Origin of the sequence: Bradyrhizobium sp. LB11.1 (assembly GCF_040549385.1) — a bacterium.
GTDB lineage: Bacteria > Pseudomonadota > Alphaproteobacteria > Rhizobiales > Xanthobacteraceae > Bradyrhizobium.
In genome coordinates, this window is sequence record NZ_JBEPTH010000001.1 from 56,631 (window position 1) to 73,506 (window position 16,876).

13 protein-coding genes and 1 pseudogene are annotated in these 16,876 nt (G+C 63.3%); 10 read left to right on the forward strand and 4 right to left on the reverse strand.

Translation table 11 applies throughout. The annotated features are described in order from the left end of the window. Positions 1-182: 182 nt before the first annotated feature. Positions 183-347: a Flp family type IVb pilin gene (locus ABIA96_RS00235; protein ID WP_148774078.1), complete on the forward strand. Its 165-nt coding sequence runs from the start codon at positions 183-185 to the stop codon at positions 345-347. Between the two features lie 746 nt (positions 348-1,093). Here the strand turns inward: ABIA96_RS00235 and ABIA96_RS00240 are convergent. Beyond that, positions 1,094-1,852, reverse strand: a complete 759-nt coding sequence (locus ABIA96_RS00240; RefSeq protein WP_354135007.1) for a hypothetical protein — start codon at positions 1,850-1,852, stop codon at positions 1,094-1,096. A gap of 208 nt (positions 1,853-2,060) precedes the next feature. Between ABIA96_RS00240 and ABIA96_RS00245 the strand changes: the two are divergent. The 3 genes and pseudogenes from ABIA96_RS00245 to ABIA96_RS00255 form a co-directional block, all read left to right on the forward strand. Next, positions 2,061-3,698, forward strand: a pseudogene (locus tag ABIA96_RS00245) (thiamine pyrophosphate-requiring protein); the annotation flags it as partial. A gap of 95 nt (positions 3,699-3,793) precedes the next feature. Beyond that, on the forward strand, positions 3,794-6,283 hold the full coding sequence (locus ABIA96_RS00250; RefSeq protein ID WP_354135008.1) for a GAF domain-containing protein: 2,490 nt from the start codon (positions 3,794-3,796) through the stop codon (positions 6,281-6,283). Positions 6,284-6,360: 77 nt separating this feature from the next. Further along, the gene (locus tag ABIA96_RS00255) at positions 6,361-8,010 is read left to right on the forward strand and encodes an alpha/beta hydrolase (protein ID WP_354135691.1); all 1,650 of its coding nucleotides are present in this window, start codon (positions 6,361-6,363) and stop codon (positions 8,008-8,010) included. 3 nt (positions 8,011-8,013) lie between these two features. Here the strand turns inward: ABIA96_RS00255 and ABIA96_RS00260 are convergent, their stop codons facing one another. Further along, the gene (locus ABIA96_RS00260) at positions 8,014-9,603 is read right to left on the reverse strand and encodes an MDR family MFS transporter (RefSeq protein ID WP_354135009.1); all 1,590 of its coding nucleotides are present in this window, start codon (positions 9,601-9,603) and stop codon (positions 8,014-8,016) included. Between the two features lie 162 nt (positions 9,604-9,765). Further along, positions 9,766-10,281 carry a YcgN family cysteine cluster protein gene (locus ABIA96_RS00265; protein ID WP_354135010.1) on the reverse strand — a complete coding sequence of 172 codons (516 nt, stop codon included), beginning with the start codon at positions 10,279-10,281 and terminating at the stop codon, positions 9,766-9,768. Between the two features lie 294 nt (positions 10,282-10,575). On the opposite strand from ABIA96_RS00265, the gene ABIA96_RS00270 reads away from it, so the two are divergent. The 4 genes from ABIA96_RS00270 to ABIA96_RS00285 all read left to right on the forward strand — a co-directional run bounded on the left by ABIA96_RS00270 (position 10,576) and on the right by ABIA96_RS00285 (position 15,014). After that, positions 10,576-12,867, forward strand: coding sequence for a transglycosylase domain-containing protein (locus ABIA96_RS00270; protein WP_354135011.1), 2,292 nt, complete (start codon positions 10,576-10,578; stop codon positions 12,865-12,867). A gap of 9 nt (positions 12,868-12,876) precedes the next feature. Next, positions 12,877-13,455 carry a DUF1214 domain-containing protein gene (locus tag ABIA96_RS00275; protein WP_354135012.1) on the forward strand — a complete coding sequence of 193 codons (579 nt, stop codon included), beginning with the start codon at positions 12,877-12,879 and terminating at the stop codon, positions 13,453-13,455. Next, complete coding sequence (locus tag ABIA96_RS00280; RefSeq protein ID WP_354135013.1) at positions 13,452-14,036, forward strand: DUF1254 domain-containing protein; 585 nt, start codon at positions 13,452-13,454, stop codon at positions 14,034-14,036. Before ABIA96_RS00275 ends, ABIA96_RS00280 begins: the two co-directional genes overlap by 4 nt. A 351-nt stretch (positions 14,037-14,387) precedes the next feature. Next, positions 14,388-15,014: a LysE family translocator gene (locus ABIA96_RS00285; protein ID WP_354135014.1), complete on the forward strand. Its 627-nt coding sequence runs from the start codon at positions 14,388-14,390 to the stop codon at positions 15,012-15,014. A gap of 605 nt (positions 15,015-15,619) precedes the next feature. On the opposite strand, the gene ABIA96_RS00290 is transcribed toward ABIA96_RS00285, so the two are convergent. Further along, complete coding sequence (locus ABIA96_RS00290; protein ID WP_354135015.1) at positions 15,620-16,045, reverse strand: hypothetical protein; 426 nt, start codon at positions 16,043-16,045, stop codon at positions 15,620-15,622. Positions 16,046-16,190: 145 nt separating this feature from the next. On the opposite strand from ABIA96_RS00290, the gene ABIA96_RS00295 reads away from it, so the two are divergent. After that, on the forward strand, positions 16,191-16,367 hold the full coding sequence (locus ABIA96_RS00295) for a hypothetical protein (protein WP_354135016.1): 177 nt from the start codon (positions 16,191-16,193) through the stop codon (positions 16,365-16,367). 217 nt (positions 16,368-16,584) lie between these two features. Further along, positions 16,585-16,785 carry a hypothetical protein gene (locus ABIA96_RS00300; RefSeq protein WP_354135017.1) on the forward strand — a complete coding sequence of 67 codons (201 nt, stop codon included), beginning with the start codon at positions 16,585-16,587 and terminating at the stop codon, positions 16,783-16,785. Positions 16,786-16,876 lie beyond the last annotated feature (91 nt).

Below are 16,876 nucleotides of genomic sequence, written 5' to 3' on the forward strand. Positions count from 1 at the left end.
GGCCGGCTTTCCTTCATTTCAATTGGATAATGAAACCTTCGTTTAACGGCTGTTACGTTAAGACACAGCGGACAAGGTTCGGCCGAGCCTTGCATATTTGACGCGCGAAAATGCCCGTCGATCAATTTACCAGTTTGATAACGCCGCGCGCCCACATTGGACCGGATCATGAGGAGTTGGCGATGATTTTGCTCAGGTCTTTTCTTGCCGATGAGAAAGCCGCCACCGCGATCGAGTACGGCCTGATCGCCGCCGGCGTCGCCCTTGCCATCGTGACCGTCGTGACCAACACGGGCAGCGCCCTGCTCAGCAACAAGTTCAACTCGATCAGCGCGGCGACCAAGTAACGCTATCTCGTCATTGCGAGCGCAGCGAAGCAATCCAGGATCTCTCCGCGGAGACGGTCTGGATTGCTTCGCTGCGCTCGCAATGACGGTGTCTGGGGCATTCGCTTCGCTCTACCCATCCTCCAAGCTCCCCATTTCCGTCACCTTTGACGATCATTTTAGTCCTGATATTCTTCAGGGCGTGGCACGACGCGCCATGCTGTCAATCATTGAACCTACTGTTTGAGGGATGCGGATGAGACGCACGACCGTCCTGGCTCTCAGCCTCATCTTGGTCGGCATCTGCACGCAAGACAGCGCGAGGGCTCAAACCGCACCGCCGGTTTCGCTGAGCCCGCCCAAGGCATCGCCTCCGCGCGCGGGCGTGAAGAATTCCCCGGCAACGTCCAACAGGGTGTCGCCGGCACCGGCGACCAGCGGACCTCCACAATTGCCGAATTCTGCTCCTGCCGCCGACTATGACGGCTTCAGCGCCGGCACTGACGACAATGACGCACCTAGCCAGCTGGCGCCGCCTGTGAGGTCACGCGCAGCGAAGGGCTCCAGTCGGGATACAAATGGCCCCGACGCGCAGTCATCGATTGATCAGGAAGACGAGGCATTGAAGCGAAAGCTGACCATCTGCAAGAATTGCAGCAAATAGGAAGGCTATCGACCGCTGGCGAAAACTCCTCACCGCTGTAGCCGCCGGCAAGCTCGTAATCCGGATCGAGCGCTGTATTCGGTCCACAAGCGCTAGTCGACATTCACAATCCTGGTTTATTGGCCCTGGCGCTTTCGTAGCTTGGAAAAGTCCAGTTGAAACTGTGCGCGGCGAGCTGCTTCGCAGCCAGCTCCGGCAATTTGAGCGGAGGACATTTATTGATCTGTCCTAGGATCTCCGTCGCAGCGCGGGCATATCTCTCGGTGCGTTCCGGATTCTCCAGCATCGGCGGACGCCCGTAGGTGCCGTCCTGCCGGTAGTCGAATCTGACAACGATAGCCGGGCCCCTTCGCAACGGCGTCCAACACTTCTGGAAGTTGGCTTTGAGTGCCGCGTTGATCGATGTGCTGATCGCTGCGTACGACGTCTGGTCTTTCTCGTGCGTAAACTGGAATTCCTGTTTGACGGAATGCCGGACGCGACCAAAGGGGTCCACGATAAACGGTTGACAGCTGCGCAGCTGTTTGAGGGCGACCTCGACGTCCGCGCGGAACTCGTCGCTATCCACGGGATCTACGACCTCGGGTTCTCCGTCAATCATTCCGTTCGCCGCGATGGTTGCCCGCAACTTCACCTTGTCTTGCACATTGCTCGCTTGCTGCGAAAAACATTTCTGAATGCTGCGGTGAAATTCGTCCACTTGCCACGCGGTGTACCCGCCGTATTCGGCAGACGAGGCTGTACCGACCAAGCACAGCGAGATCATTAGCCAGAGGTAACGCATTTTCAGATTGAGCCCTTCGCGCTTGAGATCATATTTTGCACGGTCACAATTGTAAATTGAGCCCCATCGCTTGAGCATCCCGCCCGCCCGTAGCCCGGATGGAGCGAAGCGTAATCCGGGGCGGTGTCCCGCGAGCGCGATTATCCCGGATTACGCTGCGCTCCATCCGGGCTACCGCAGCGCGCTGCATAGCTGACTGTCGTCTCCCCGCGCTTTACCCTCCCCGCATTTCCTGATCCTCTCTCCCTAATCGGCCGGACCAACCGGCCTCGCCAGGGAGAGAGACGCCATGAAGCTCGGCACCGCCATTGCGGAAATCATGCGGCGCGAGGGGATCGAGATCCTCTGCGGCTATCCCGTCAATCATCTGATCGAGCACGCGGCGAAGGCCGAGATCCGCCCCGTGATGGTGCGCCAGGAACGCGTCGGGGTGCACATGGCGGATGCGATCTCACGCGTCACGTCCGGACGCACGATCGGCGCGTTCTGCATGCAGCATGGGCCGGGCGCGGAGAACGCGATGGGCGGCATCGCGCAGTGCTATGGCGAATCCGTTCCAGTGCTGGTGCTGCCGATGGGCTATCAGCGCCGCCTTGCGCATATCGAGCCGAACTTCAATTCCAGCGAGGCGATGAAGCCGTTTTCGAAATCGTCCGAGCCGATCATCCTGGCAGCCGAGGTCACCAACATTTTTCGGCGCGCCTTCACCAAGCTGAAGAACGGCCGCGGCGGACCGGTGATCGTGGAAATTCCCGCCGACATGTGGAACGAGGAGGTGCCGGAACCGCTGAACTACACGCCGGTGCTGCGCACCCGCTACGGCGCCGACCCTGTTCATGTGAAGGAAGCCGCCACCCTGCTCGTCAACGCGAAGCGTCCGGTGATCTATGCCGGCCAGGGCGTGCATTACGCGCAGGCGTGGCCGCAATTGAAGCGGCTGGCGGAGCGGCTCGCCATTCCCGTCACCACCAGCCTCGGCGGCAAGTCCTCATTCCCGGAGACGCATCCGCTCTCGCTCGGCTCCGGCGGGCTTGCGGTGCCGCGCGCGGTGCCGAAATTCCTCACTGAAGCCGACGTCATCTTCGGCATCGGCTGCTCCTTCACCGAGACGAGTTTTGGCATCGCGATGCCGAAGGGCAAGACCATCATCCATTCGACGCTCGATCCGAACCACCTCAACAAGGATGTGGAAGCCAGGATCGGCCTCGTCGGCGACGCCGGGCTCGTGCTCGATGCGCTGCTGGAGGAGATCGGCAAAACCGTTACCGCCGATCGCGACGCCTCGGCGGTCACGGCCGAGATCGCGGCCTCACACAAGGAGTGGCTGGCCAAATGGATGCCGAAGCTCACCAGCAATGATGCGCCGCTCAACCCCTATCGCGTGCTGTGGGACTTGCAACACACCGTCGACATCGACAACACCATCATCACCCATGATGCCGGCAGCCCGCGCGACCAGCTCTCGCCATTCTGGAAGGCGGTGACGCCCCTCTCCTATCTCGGCTGGGGCAAGACGACGCAGCTCGGCTACGGCCTTGGCCTCGCCATGGGCGCAAAACTCGCAAAACCCGACAAGCTCTGCATCAATGTCTGGGGCGATGCGGCGATTGGTTTCACCGGCATGGATTTCGAGACCGCGGTGCGGGAGCGCATCCCGATCATGTCGATCCTGCTCAACAATTTCTCGATGGCGATCGAACTGAAGGTGATGCCGATTTCGACCGAGAAATATCGCTCGACCGACATTTCCGGCGACTATGCCGCGATGGCGCGCGCCTTTGGCGGCTATGGCGAACGGGTGACCAGGCCGGAGGACATCATCCCCGCGATCAAGCGCGGCATCCAGAAGACAAGGGAAGGCATCCCTGTGCTGCTGGAGTTCATCACCAGCAAGGAGACTGAGGTGTCGCGGCCGGGCACGTGAGATAGAAGCAGCGCCGCGGGTGCTGGCTCCGGCCGCAGGAGATGTGATAATCCGGCCTGGTGCCGCGCCTGTCGCGGCATTCAGCCGGAATGCGAATGACCATCCCTTCCAACGATGCTGCCGGGATTGATGAGCTCAAGCGGCAATTGCAGTCAGCCGCAGCCGAGAACGCGCGGCTGCGCGATCGCCAAAACGCCAGCGCCGAGATCCTGCGCGCTATCGCGGCTTCCCCGTCGGATGCCCGGCCGGTCTTCGCGGCGATCGCGTCCAGTTCCAAGCGATTGCTCGGCGGCTTCTCCGCCACCGTGCTCCAGTTCATCGGCGATGAGCTGCACCTCGTGGCGTTCACGCCGACCAGCCCGGAAGGCGACGAGGGGCTGAAGGCGTCGTTCCCGCGGCGGATCGAGGATTTTCCGACCTTTGCGCTGGTCCGCGGCGGCGAGACGATCCAGTTTCCCGACAGCGAGGCCGGCGAAGTCCCGGAGCTGAACCGCGACCTCGCGCGACTACGCGGCTTCCGCAGCGTGCTGTTCATGCCGCTGATGAACCGGGGCACGGCGGTCGGCATGATCAGCGTCACCCACGCCGAGCCCGGTGCGTTTGCACCCGACCTCGTGCAGTTGCTCCAGACCTTTGCCGACCAGGCCGTGATCGCGATCGAGAATGCGCGGCTGTTCAACGAGACGCGCGAGGCGCTGGAGCGCCAAACCGCCACCTCCGACATTTTGAAGGTGATGGCGGCTTCGCCCTCCAACGTGCAGCCGGTGTTCGACGCCATCGCGGCCAATGCCAATCGGCTGATCGGCGGCTTCTCCACCGCCGTACTGCGCTATATCGACGGCGCCGCGCATCTTGCGGCCTTCACGCCGGGCGATCCGGCCGGCGATCGCGTGCTGCAGGACTCGTTCCCGGTGCCGTTCGCGCAGTTTCCGGCCTACCGGCTCGTGGCCAACGGTCAATCGGCGCAGTTGCCCGATACCGAGCTTGAGCCAGCCGCACGCGACATCGCGCGCGCCCGCGGCTTTCGCAGCATGCTGTTCACGCCGCTGATGAGCGAGGGCGAAGCCAAGGGCGTCATCATCGCCACGCGGCGCACGACCGGCGCGTTCGCCGAGCATCATGTGCGGCTGTTGCAAACCTTCGCCGACCAGGCCGTGATCGCGGTCAAGAATGTCAGCCTGTTCAACGCCACCAGGGAGGCGCTCGAGCGGCAGACTGCGACAGCCGATATCCTCAAGGTGATTGCGGCCTCGCCGGCGGATGTCACGCCGGTGTTCCAGGCCATCTCCGACAGCGCCAAGGCACTGGTCGGCGGCCATTCCTCCACCGTCACCCGCGTCATCGACGGTATCCTGCATCTGGCCGCCTTCACCACCGACAACGAGGCTGGCAATGCGGAGCTGCTCAGCACATTCCCGGCGCCGCTGTCGTCGTCAGGCATTCACAGCCGGGTCGCGATCAGCGGCGAGTTCGCCTTCCGCAGCGACATGCAGAACGAGACAGACCTCACGGAAGCGATGCGGGAGCTGGCGCGGACGCGCGGCTATCGCAGCATCCTCGTGATCCCGATGATGCGCGATGGCGTTGCGATCGGCACCATCGGCGTGACGCGCCCCGAAGCCGGCCATTTCCCGGACAAGGCGATCAGCCTGCTCAAGACCTTTGCCGATCAGGCCGTGATCGCGATCGAGAACACGCGGCTGTTCAACGAGGTGCAGGACCGCACGCACGACCTTGCGAAATCGCTCGACGATTTGCGGGCGGCGCAGGACCGGCTGATCCAGACCGAGAAGCTCGCCTCGCTCGGCCAGCTCACCGCCGGCATCGCGCACGAGATCAAGAATCCTCTCAACTTCGTCAACAATTTCGCCGCGCTCTCCACTGAGCTGACGGACGAGCTCAACGAGGTGCTGGCGTCCGTCCCGCTCGGCGACGATGTCCGCAACGACGTCGACGAGTTGACCGGGATGCTGAAGACCAACCTGCAAAAGGTCGTTCAGCACGGCAAGCGCGCCGATTCCATCGTCAAGAACATGTTGCTGCATTCGCGCGAAGGCGGCGGCGAGTACGGCTTGAGCGACATCAACGCGTTGGTCGAGGAGAGCCTCAACCTCGCCTATCACGGCGCGCGTGCCGAGAAGCCGCAGTTCGACGTGACGCTCAAGCGCGAGTTCGATCCGGCGGCAGGCTCCGCCGAAGTGTTTCCGCAGGAGATCTCGCGGGTGCTGCTGAACCTGATCTCAAACGGGTTTTACGCGGTTACAAAACGCAAGGCGGAGAACGGCGCCGGCACTTTCGAGCCGGTCGTGACCGCCAAGACTCGCGACCGCGGCGACACTATCGAAATCCGCATCCGCGACAACGGCACCGGCATTCCCGATGACGTGAAGGCGAAGATGTTCAATCCGTTCTTCACGACCAAGCCGGCTGGCGAAGGCACCGGACTCGGGCTATCGATGAGCCACGACATCGTGGTGAAGCAGCATGGCGGCACGATCGACGTCGCGACGGAGCCCGGCCAATTCACGGAGTTCACGATTCTGCTGCCGCGAAAGACCGGCCTTTCAGACCGGAACAAGGAATAACCCGCCAGGAGGATGCCTTGAAGAGTTTGACGTGGCTCATTCGACGGCAATTGCTCTCGCTGTCCGGCGTCGGCCTCATGCTGGGCGCGCTGTTCTTCGCCGCCGCGCTGACGCCGACACTGATCCCCCGGAGCTATCTCACGCAGGGCACCCTTGCAGGCGGCTGCTTTGCGATCGGCTATTTCGCCGGCGTGCTGTGGCGTCGGCTGTGGCACTATCTCGAACTCCCCGAACCTTCGGCGCACGCAAGATCGATTGCGAATGCGCTTGTCGCCGCCTTCTGCGTACTTGTCGTCATCGTCTTCCTGTGGCGGACTGCCGAATGGCAGAACTCGATCCGCACTGTTATGAAGATGGCACCGGTCGAGACCGCCCATCCGTTCAAGGTCTGCGCCATCGCCCTGATTACGTTCGTGGTGCTGCTGGTGCTGGGACGGCTGTTTACGCTGATCGCACGCTTTTTGGCTGCGCGCATACGACACGTCATTCCCCGAAAAGTCGCGAACGTCATCGGCGTGCTGATTGCAGCCCTGCTGTTCTGGTCGATCGCGAGCAATGTCCTGATCCGCACGGCATTCAACGCGCTCGATTCATCCTTCCGCGAAATCGATGCCCGGCTCGAGCCCGAGCGGCCGCAGCCGACCGCCGCTGAGAGAACGGGAAGCGCGGCGTCGCTGGTGAAGTGGATGCAGCTCGGACGCATGGGGCGCAGATTCATTGCCTCGGGTCCGACCGCGGCCGAGATCACCGCCGTCACGGGGAGCCCCGCGCGCAACCCCGTGCGCGTCTATGTGGGCCTCGGCAGCGGCGACACGGCGCAAGTCCGCGCGAGGCTTGCGCTGGACGAACTCAAGCGCCAGCACGGTTTTGAGCGCAAAGTCCTGATCATCATCACGCCGACCGGCACCGGCTGGATCGATCCCGCCGCGATGGATACGGTTGAATATCTCCATCATGGCGACGTCGCCAGCGTCGCGATGCAGTATTCCTACCTCAACAGTCCATTGTCGCTGCTGTTTCAACCCGAATACGGCGCGGAAGCCGCGCGCGCCTTATTCGCGGAGATCTACGGTTTCTGGACGACGCTGCCGAAGGACGGGCGGCCCAAGCTGTACCTGCATGGGCTAAGCCTCGGCGCCCTGAACTCGGAAAAATCCGCGGATCTGTTCGAGACCATCGGCGATCCCATTGCCGGCGCGCTGTGGAGCGGGGCGCCGTTCGCGAGCCGCATCTGGAGCTCGGTCACCGCGAACCGCAATCCGGGCTCGCCGGCGTGGTTACCGGAATTCCGCGACGGCCGCTTCGTGCGCTTCATGAATCAGAATGGACCGACGGTGCCGCCGGATACGCCGTGGGGCCCGATGCGCGTGGTCTATCTGCAATATGCCAGCGACGCGATCACCTTCTTCGCCTACCGCGACGCCTATCGGCCCCCGGCCTGGATGAGCGCGCCGCGCGGGCCTGACGTGTCACCTGAGTTGCGCTGGTATCCGATCATCACGATGCTGCAGCTCGCCCTCGACATGGCGGTCGCGAACGGCACGCCGATGGGTTTCGGCCATGTCTACGCGCCCGAGCATTATGTCGATGCCTGGGTCGCGGTCACCGATGTCCATGACTGGTCTGACGACGCATTGACGCGGCTCAAGAGCCATCTGGCGGCAGCGGCGCGAAAAGCCGCCGCAAGCAATGCTGAAGAGGAGCCCTACACCGATCGAGGCGGCTAGGCCCTACTCCGCCATCTCGACCGGTTGCGTGATGGAAGGACCGGCCAGCGGCCGCTCCTCCATCATGATCAGGCAGAGCGCGGCGATGGTCATCAGCGCTGTCGCGGCCGCGAAGACGTACCGGAACGCGTGCCGCATGTCTTCAGTGGGGATCGCAGGGATGCTGCCTGCGGCGTGATGCTCGCCCGCCAGCGGAATATCGGCGCCGAGCGCGATGAGCAGGATGGCGGCGAACGCGGCGACCGTGAACGACGACATCAGCGAGCGGAAGAAGTTCATCGCGCCGGTGATGGTGCCGACCTGCGGCCGGGCCACCGAATTCTGCAGCGAGACCACGCAGACGGGGAAGGTCGTGCCGAGGCCGAGCGCAAACGCGGCCATCAGAGTCAACAGTCCCCACAGCGGCAGCGTGGTGACGGTGAGGCCGAGCGCGCAGATCGCAGCCCACGAGGTCCCGATGATGGCGACGCGCTTGTAGTGCTTGGCGCGTGCCATGGTGCGGCCCGCGATCGCGGCACCACAGGTCGAGACCGCCGCGAGCGGAATCAGCGCAAGGCCGGCTTCGCTGGCGCTGAGATGGTAGACAGACTCGTAGTAGAGCGGCAGTTGCACGGTGAGGCCGGTGATCGCACCGAGCCCGCAGCCGCCGGCGGTCAGCGCGAACGGCGCGACCGATCCCGTCAGCAGCTTCAACGGCAGGAACGGCTCGTCTGAGCGGCGCGCGTGCCAGACAAAGGTGACAGCGAGCGCGACGGCGGCACCCACCATCGACAGCACGGTCGGCGAGAGCCATGGATAACGTGTGCCGCCCCAGGTCAGCACCAGCATGAAGACGACGGCAGACGCCATCAGCAGTACGCCGCCGAGCCAGTCGACCTTGCGCTTGCGGTGGAACACCGGGATCTTCTTCATCTTCGGCAGCAGCAGCGCCAGTGCCGCGGCTGCAAGCGGCAGATTGATCCAGAAGATCATCGACCAGTGCAGATGCTCGGCGAATACGCCGCCGATGACGGGGCCGAGAATGCCGCCGACCATCCAGACGCTGGAGAAATAGGCCTGGTACTGGCCGCGCTCGCGCGGGGAGACGACGTCGGAGATCACGGTCTGCACGACAGGCATGATGCCGCCGCCCCCCAATCCCTGGAGACCGCGCGCAAGAATCAGCATCGGCATGCTCGGCGCGATCGCGCACAGGACAGAGCCGGCTATGAACAGGCTCAACGACACGATGATCATGACCTTGCGGCCGTAGATGTCGCTCAACGTCCCGAACACCGGCGCGACCGCGGTCGAGGCGAGCAGATAGGCAGTGATCACCCAGGAGAGATTCGAGACGTCGTGGAACTGGCGCCCGATGGTCGGCAGCGCAGTCGCGACGATGGTCTGGTCGAGGGCAGCCAGGAACATCGTCAGCATCAGGCTGAGCACGATGGTGCGGACCTCGTCCTGCGACAGTGGTACCGGCGGCGCGAGGGACGGCGCATCACTGAGGCTGATGACCTCGCCCGGAAGGCGGGTCAGCTCCTCGGCGATATCGTCGGGCAAGGTCTGGAGGTCGGCAGACTGGCTGCTCTGCCGTGCGAACTGATTCATTTCGTGCGTGTCAGATTGAGCATGTTGCGGCGCAAAGCCGCGAAGGATTCGTTCTATGAAGCCAATCTAGACAGCAAAGTTCTTCTCAGGCAGGCACCGCGGCGCATGGGTGCATCCCGCACCGGAGTCATCCCGAACAAGTGATGAGAAATGGCCGGTCGATCAGTCCTTGGGACGGCGCTTCAGGCGAGCCCGTTTCGGCAGCTGCCCCGGCCATTGCACGAGGTAGTTCTCGAGCTTGTCGTCCGGGACGTTGTCTTCTGTGCCCCCGACCCGGCCGCGCACAGAGACCCCGGCCTCGTGCACTGTGTTAGGATCGCCTGATATCAGCGGGTGCCACCAGTAGAGATCGCGGCCTTGCGCGACCAGCCTGTAGCCGCAGCTCGGCGGCAGCCAAGGCAGGGTGCGGACCTTCTCGGGGGTCATGACAACGCAGTCCGGCACAAAGTCGAAGCGATTCGCGTAGTCTTTGCAGCCGCTGGTGCAGGAATCGAGCATCTTGCAGCTGACATCGGTGAAATAGATCTCGCCGGTATCCTCGTCTTCGAGCTTGCTCAGGCAGCAGCGGCCGCAGCCGTCGCAAAGGCTCTCCCATTCGGCCGTCGACATGTCCTCCATCTTCTTGGTTTTCCAGAAGAATCCATCCTGGTCTGAAGGTCGTTTCGGAGCTGCGGTCATACGCCTCAATACGATTCGAAAGAGCTAGGGGCCAGCGCCATCTAGGGCGTATGGCGATCAAGCCGCAAGCAACGCCCCCGCAAGGCCCGTAATGAACCGGGGTTCAATTAGGCCTGTTGTTCAAAATTGCGAGCCTGACCATTGGTTTATAGGCCCCGCTCGGCTAGAAGAACAGCAAGTCCCCTCGGACGCGGCACGGGCGCCTTGGGTTTGCCGCAACAATCCCGCAAAACGTCTCGATGCCGCCCCGGCCGGGTGCTTGAACGCTTTCGAAGCGAGCCTCAAGGGTTCTAGGTGGTCCAGAACACACCATCCAACTGGAAGAGTCGTATCAGGAACTTCTTCCTGGACCTCGATGCGCGCATCGACTCCTCGTTGTTCTCCTCGGCTAAGGGCATCCGCGAACTCTACGAGCGCTACTCGACCTTCATGGACCGTTTCTATGTCGGGCGGTGGAAGCGCTGGGTGTTCATCGAGCCGCTGTCGGAGGCAGCGACGCTCGGCCTCGGCGGCATGGTGCTGATGCTCATTCTCGCCATCCCCGCCTTCCGCGAGACTGCGGACGAGGACTGGCTGAAGAAGTCCGACCTCGCCGTGACGTTCCTCGATCGCTACGGCAACCCGATCGGCAGCCGCGGCATCAAGCACAACGACTCGATCCCGCTGGAAGATTTTCCGGATGTCCTGATCAAGGCGACGCTCGCCACCGAAGACCGACGCTTCTACGAGCATTTCGGGATCGACATCGCCGGCACCGCGCGCGCTCTCGTCACCAACGCGCAAGCCGGCGGCGTCCGCCAGGGCGGCTCCTCGATCACGCAGCAGCTCGCCAAGAATTTGTTCCTGAGCAACGAGCGCACCATCGAGCGCAAGATCAACGAGGCCTTCCTCGCGGTCTGGCTGGAATGGCGCCTCACCAAGAACGAGATCCTCAAGCTCTATCTCGACCGCGCCTATATGGGCGGCGGCACGTTCGGCGTCGACGGTGCGGCGCATTTCTACTTCAACAAGTCGGCGCGCGACGTGACGCTGGCCGAAGCCGCGATGCTCGCCGGCCTGTTCAAGGCGCCGACAAAGTACGCGCCCCACATCAACCTGCCCGCCGCGCGCGCCCGCGCCAACGTCGTGCTCGACAATCTCGTCGATGCCGGCTTCATGACCGAGGGCCAGGTGTTCGGCGCCCGCCGCAACCCGGCCTTCGCTGTCGACCGCCGCGACGAGGCCTCGCCGAACTATTATCTCGACTACGCCTTCGACGAGATGCGCAAGCTGGTCGACACCTTCCCGAAATCCTACACCGAGCGCGTCTTCGTGGTCCGCACCGCGATCGACATGAACGTACAGAAGGGTGCCGAGGACGCGATCGAGAACCAGCTGCGCCAGTTCGGCCGCGACTATCATGCGACGCAGGCCGCGACCGTCGTCTCCGATCTCGACGGCGGCATCCGCGCCATGGTCGGCGGTCGCGACTACGGCGCAAGCCAGTTCAACCGCGCGGTTGACGCCTATCGCCAGCCCGGCTCGTCGTTCAAGCCCTACGTCTACACCGCCGCGCTCTTGAACGGTTATACGCCGAACTCGATCGTGATCGACGGCCCGGTCTGCATCGGCAATTGGTGCCCGCAGAATTATGGCCATTCCTATTCCGGCGCGGTGACGCTGACGCAGGCGATCACGCGCTCGATCAACGTCGTGCCGGTCAAGCTGTCGATCGCGATCGGACAGAAGGAACAGCCGAAGGCGCCGAACCCTGCCAAGATCGGCCGCGCCAAGATCGTCGAGGTCGCCCGCCGCTTCGGCCTCAAGGCGCCCCTGCCCGACACGCCGTCGATGCCGATCGGCTCGGACGAGGTCACCGTGCTCGAGCACGCCGTCGCCTATGTGACCTTCCCCAACAAGGGCAAGTCGGTGACGCCGCATGCGGTGCTGGAGGTGCGCACCGGCGCCGGCGATCTGGTCTGGCGCTGGGACCGCGACGGCCCGAAGCCGAAGCAGGCCATTCCGCCGAACATCGCCGCCGACATGGCCGGTATGATGAGCCACGTCGTCAGCGAAGGCACCGCGCGCCGCGCAGCGCTCGACGGCATTCCGACCGCCGGCAAGACCGGCACGACGAATGCGTATCGCGATGCCTGGTTCGTCGGCTACACCGGCAATTTCACCTGCGCGGTCTGGTACGGCAATGACGACTATTCGCCGACCAACCGCATGACCGGCGGCTCGCTGCCGGCGCAGACCTGGCACGACATCATGGTTGCCGCGCATCAGGGCGTCGAGGTCCGGGAAATTCCCGGCGTCGGCATGGGCCAGAAGCTGCCGCGCGAGCAGGTCGCCAACGCGCAGGCGAATGCGGCACCAAAAGTTCTTGAGACCAAGCCCGGTCCGCCGCCCGTGCTGACCAAGCGCGGCGCCGACGTCCTGGTCCGTGTCGAGAAGCTGCTCGACGACGCCGCCAAGACCGCGACCAAGGCCGCTGCCGACGACGGCAAGCAGGCCAAGCCGGCATCATCAACGAGCGCGCTCGCCTTCCCGCAGAACTATGCGGCGGAAGACAATGCGAACTCACCCACCCCGCGCAAGAACTGATCCGATCCCGTGCGGCTGATCCTGATCACATTGACGGCCCTGCTGCTCGCGACCGTGGTCGGCGTCGGGGCGACATGGATGACGACGACGCGCGGCACCGAGATCGGAGCGCTGACCATCGGCGCCTGGACCGCGCGCCCGCGCACCGGCACCGCCGACGTCGATCCCTATTCGCGCGCCACCATCGTGCGCAACGGCGAGCTGCCGATCGGCACCGGTGACGGCGTCGCTTTCACCGCGACCGCCGACGACAAGAAGAAGGCGCTCGACGGCCGCTGCGATGTCGTCGTCTCCGGCGTGACGCCGCCGGCGCGGTTCTGGACGCTGACACTGTATGACCGCAAGGGCCATCTCGTCGCCAACTCGCTGCAGCGCTACGGCTTCACCAGCCAGGAGATCATCCGCCAGTCCGACGGCTCGTTCGAGATCCACATCGCCGCGCGCTCGCGCGCCGGCAACTGGCTGCCGACCGGCGGCATCGAGCGCTATGCGCTGATGTTCCGCCTCTACGACACCCCTGTCGGCGTCGCCACCCGCACCAAGCGCGACGCGCCGATGCCCACGATCGCGACGGCGGGCTGCTCATGATCCGGCTGCTGTTCACCATCGTTGCCGGCGTGGTGCTGGGCCTCGTGGTCCATCTCGTCAGCGTGCTGGCGCTGCCGCGGATCGCGACCCAGGACGCCTATTCACGGCTGACGCCGATGACGAAGCTCAACAGCGTAACGCAGCTTCCGCTGGCCGATCCCAACACCTCGCCGATGCCGTTCATGGACCCGGCCTTTGCGCTCGCGATCTGTCGCTATGATCTCGCAAGCGGGCCGATCAAGCTCGCGGTGCCGGTGAGCCAAGCCTACACGTCGGTGTCGTTCTACACCCGCAACGAGATCGCCTATTACGCCATCAACGACCGCTCGGCCGGCAAGAAGGTGATCGAGCTCGACCTGATGACGCAGGCACAGCACGACGAGCTGCCCGAGGACGAAGAGGTCACAGCGGCCGACCGCCTGATCATCGATTCCCCGAGCACCACCGGCCTGATCGTGATGAAGGCGCTGGCCGCCGAGCCCGGCCTGATGCCGCAGGCGCAGGCAACGCTTGCGGCCGCGACCTGCGCACCACAGACCGAAGCGCCCGCAAAGGCCGAGGCGCCGCGCGGCCGGCGCTGAAGCGCGAGCGTTTAGGCGCCCTCAAAACCAAAACCTGAAAAACAACCCCATGCACAGTAGCGGGGGCAGTGAAATCATTGGGCTAGCTCTTTTCGGTCGGGTGAGCTGCACTTCGCCCCCCTACCGCGTGAAATTTTGCGCTTTGACACGTCGGGCAAAACACTGGCAGAATGGCATCATCGAAAGATCGTAACACCCGCACGGAGAAAATCCGTCGCGGGTTTTTTCATGCCAGGACGGAGGTTGCCATGATGAAAGGATCGCTCTTGTCCCCCGCGACAAGCAAGGGCTTGAATTGAGGGGCCAGGTCTGGCTGGCTCTCAGTCTCCAATAGCTGAATCGGAACTTGGCATGATCCATTTCGACACGTTGCTGACCTACATTGCAGTGGTACTCGGTCTCTTCCTCATTCCAGGTCCCGCCGTCCTCTTGGTGCTCGCGCGCTCGTCTGTTGGCGGGCATCGCGTTGGAATAGCCACCGGACTGGGCATCGCCACCGGAGATCTGCTGCACACCGCGATGGCCACGCTCGGATTGTCTGCAGTCCTGATGACTTCGGCTCTTGCCTTCAGCCTCGTGAAGTATGCCGGTGCGGCCTATCTCATCTATCTCGGCATCCGCGCGTTGATGGAGCGACGCGAGGATCTCCGGTTGACACGGACGCGTTTGGTCGATGCGCCTCTCGCCTTTCGGCAGGCCGTGCTCGCAGAAGTGCTCAACCCGAAGACGGCGCTGTTCTTCCTGGCGTTTCTGCCGCAGTTCGTACATCCCGAGCGAGGCTCCGTCGTTGCCCAGCTTGCGGTTCTCGGCCTCGTCTTCGTGATCATGAGCGCAATCTACACCGCGTTGATCGCTCTCGCCGCCGGGCAAGTCGCCGGCTGGCTTGCCCGTCATCGCGGCATCGGCCGCTGGCAAGGCCGCGTCATCGGTGCGATCTACCTGGGTCTCGGCGTTCGCATGGCCTTGCAGCAAAAATAATCCAACCGATTGATCGTGCAGGAGGGTGGCTTTGTCGGAGTGCTGCAAAGACGAAGCTTCATTGCAACTGGGAGACCACGCGTCACGGGCGCGACGGACGTCACCGCAACGTTTGTCCTCCATCAACGAGTAGCGATGTTCCGTTGACGTCGCTCGCCATGTGTCGGACGCCATGAATAGCACGGCTTTGGCGAGATCGTCTGGATACCCGGTGCGGCCGAGCGGCATGTTGCCCAGATGCTCGGCCAGGCCGCCTTTTTGCAGCATCTGACGCACCGGAGAGGCTTTCCCCGTTCGAGCCATTCAGTGCGCGGTCGCAACACCTAGGCTGGCTCGATCTGACACTCGTCGAAGGATGGGTCTGGGGAGCGTCGGTGGCCACGAGGTCGAAAGGCGCTTTCGCTGCGTTCGACTGTATCACCGCTATGCGTTCGGCCTTCATCGTCGCGCCCGGGACGACCGCGTTGACCTGAATACCGTGCTCGCCCAATTCGTTGCGCGACAGGTGGTCATCAGAGCGGGCGGCGTGAAATACGCCGAGTTTCTGAAGAACGTCAGAACGGCCCTCTTCAAGTCGGAATCCCAATCCTGACTCCGATCAGGCTCTAACGCTCCTCGGTCGGATGCACCCATTTGTAGGGCGTGATGCTCCGCGTTTCCGTCAGTTTGATCATGTGGACCGGCGGTGCGGACCGTCCCTTTCGGCATGATCGGCACTTCAGCGATGCCTCCAGCTTCCAGATCGGCGTATCGCGGGGACGACGGATCGCATCGAGCGGCAGGCTCGCGCGCGCCTTGCACCTGTTGCACTCGACCTCGAGCCAGCCCATGCCGCCATTGAGGCATTGCGCGATCGTCGGCGATGGCTGCGAGGGACCACCGTAGCCTTCCATGCGCACCGACCAGGCTTCGGCTTCGGCGCGATCGGCCTCGCGGACTGCTCTCTTCGCTTCTGCGCGCGCATGCTTGGCGGAAATCTCCGCGCCCATGATCCGGCCGCCCCAGATGACCTCGCGCGATTTCGTGCTCATGTCGCCATCAAAGCGACGCGGAGGCGCGTTGGCAAATTGTCGATGGCTAGTGGGTCGGATCAGCAATTCGATACTGCGTGTCGTGGGTGTGGACAACTGACGGTGCAGATCCCCTGCCCGCACGACGCCTTGAAACTGAAACGGCGTGACCGAGACGGAGAGTTTCCCGTCCGCCGATCTCTGCACGGTAAACCCGATCTCCTTGGAGGCCTTCACATCGCCCACACCGGCCGAGATCGCGCCGCTGCACTGCAAGGTTCGTTTGTCCGAGCTCGCCTTTGCCGTCGAATTCTTCGCTGCGAATTCGACCAGCGGATTGTGACGATCGCATTACCGGCCGCTGGTCCCGGCGTCCAAGCACAGGAGAGCAATGGGTTATTTCGATTTTCGCGGCGATTTGATCTCAGAACCTAACATTTGCTGTGGAACTTCTCCGGCGTGGTGGTAGTTTTCAATCATCACCGCACGGCAAGCGGCATCTGTCGGTGATGAGAACGCCTGTTTGCGCTCCCGCCTTCCTCGCAGGAAAGGAGCGCGCCATGTTCAAGCGGCGTCGTTTCAAGCAACAACTCACGCTGCAAGATCGTCTGGCGGCATGGTCGAAAGCGGTTCAGGAGCAGGCGGCAGCCCTGCCCGCGGGTCGCGAGCGGGATGCGCTCATCCAAAAGGCGCGGCAAGTCGAGATCGCGAGCCATCTGGACGATTGGGCCAAATCCCCAGGGCTTCAACCGCCGAAGTAATTTTCCTGGGACCATAAGCCCCGCAATTAATGAGGCCCATGCAAACGCTCTGCGCGCTGCCAAGCGCGGATCGAAAAAGTTGTCTGCGGCC

Bases quoted from the DNA above. Each gene is read 5' to 3' on its own strand.
- ABIA96_RS00235 (WP_148774078.1), top strand. From the start codon at position 183: ATGATTTTGCTCAGGTCTTTTCTTGCCGATGAGAAAGCCGCCACCGCG.
- ABIA96_RS00240 (WP_354135007.1), bottom strand. From the start codon at position 1,852: ATGCTCAAGCGATGGGGCTCAATTTACAATTGTGACCGTGCAAAATAT.
- ABIA96_RS00250 (WP_354135008.1), top strand. From the start codon at position 3,794: ATGACCATCCCTTCCAACGATGCTGCCGGGATTGATGAGCTCAAGCGG.
- ABIA96_RS00255 (WP_354135691.1), top strand. From the start codon at position 6,361: ATGCTGGGCGCGCTGTTCTTCGCCGCCGCGCTGACGCCGACACTGATC.
- ABIA96_RS00260 (WP_354135009.1), bottom strand. From the start codon at position 9,603: ATGAATCAGTTCGCACGGCAGAGCAGCCAGTCTGCCGACCTCCAGACC.
- ABIA96_RS00265 (WP_354135010.1), bottom strand. From the start codon at position 10,281: ATGACCGCAGCTCCGAAACGACCTTCAGACCAGGATGGATTCTTCTGG.
- ABIA96_RS00280 (WP_354135013.1), top strand. From the start codon at position 13,452: ATGATCCGGCTGCTGTTCACCATCGTTGCCGGCGTGGTGCTGGGCCTC.
- ABIA96_RS00285 (WP_354135014.1), top strand. From the start codon at position 14,388: ATGATCCATTTCGACACGTTGCTGACCTACATTGCAGTGGTACTCGGT.
- ABIA96_RS00290 (WP_354135015.1), bottom strand. From the start codon at position 16,045: ATGAGCACGAAATCGCGCGAGGTCATCTGGGGCGGCCGGATCATGGGC.
- ABIA96_RS00300 (WP_354135017.1), top strand. From the start codon at position 16,585: ATGTTCAAGCGGCGTCGTTTCAAGCAACAACTCACGCTGCAAGATCGT.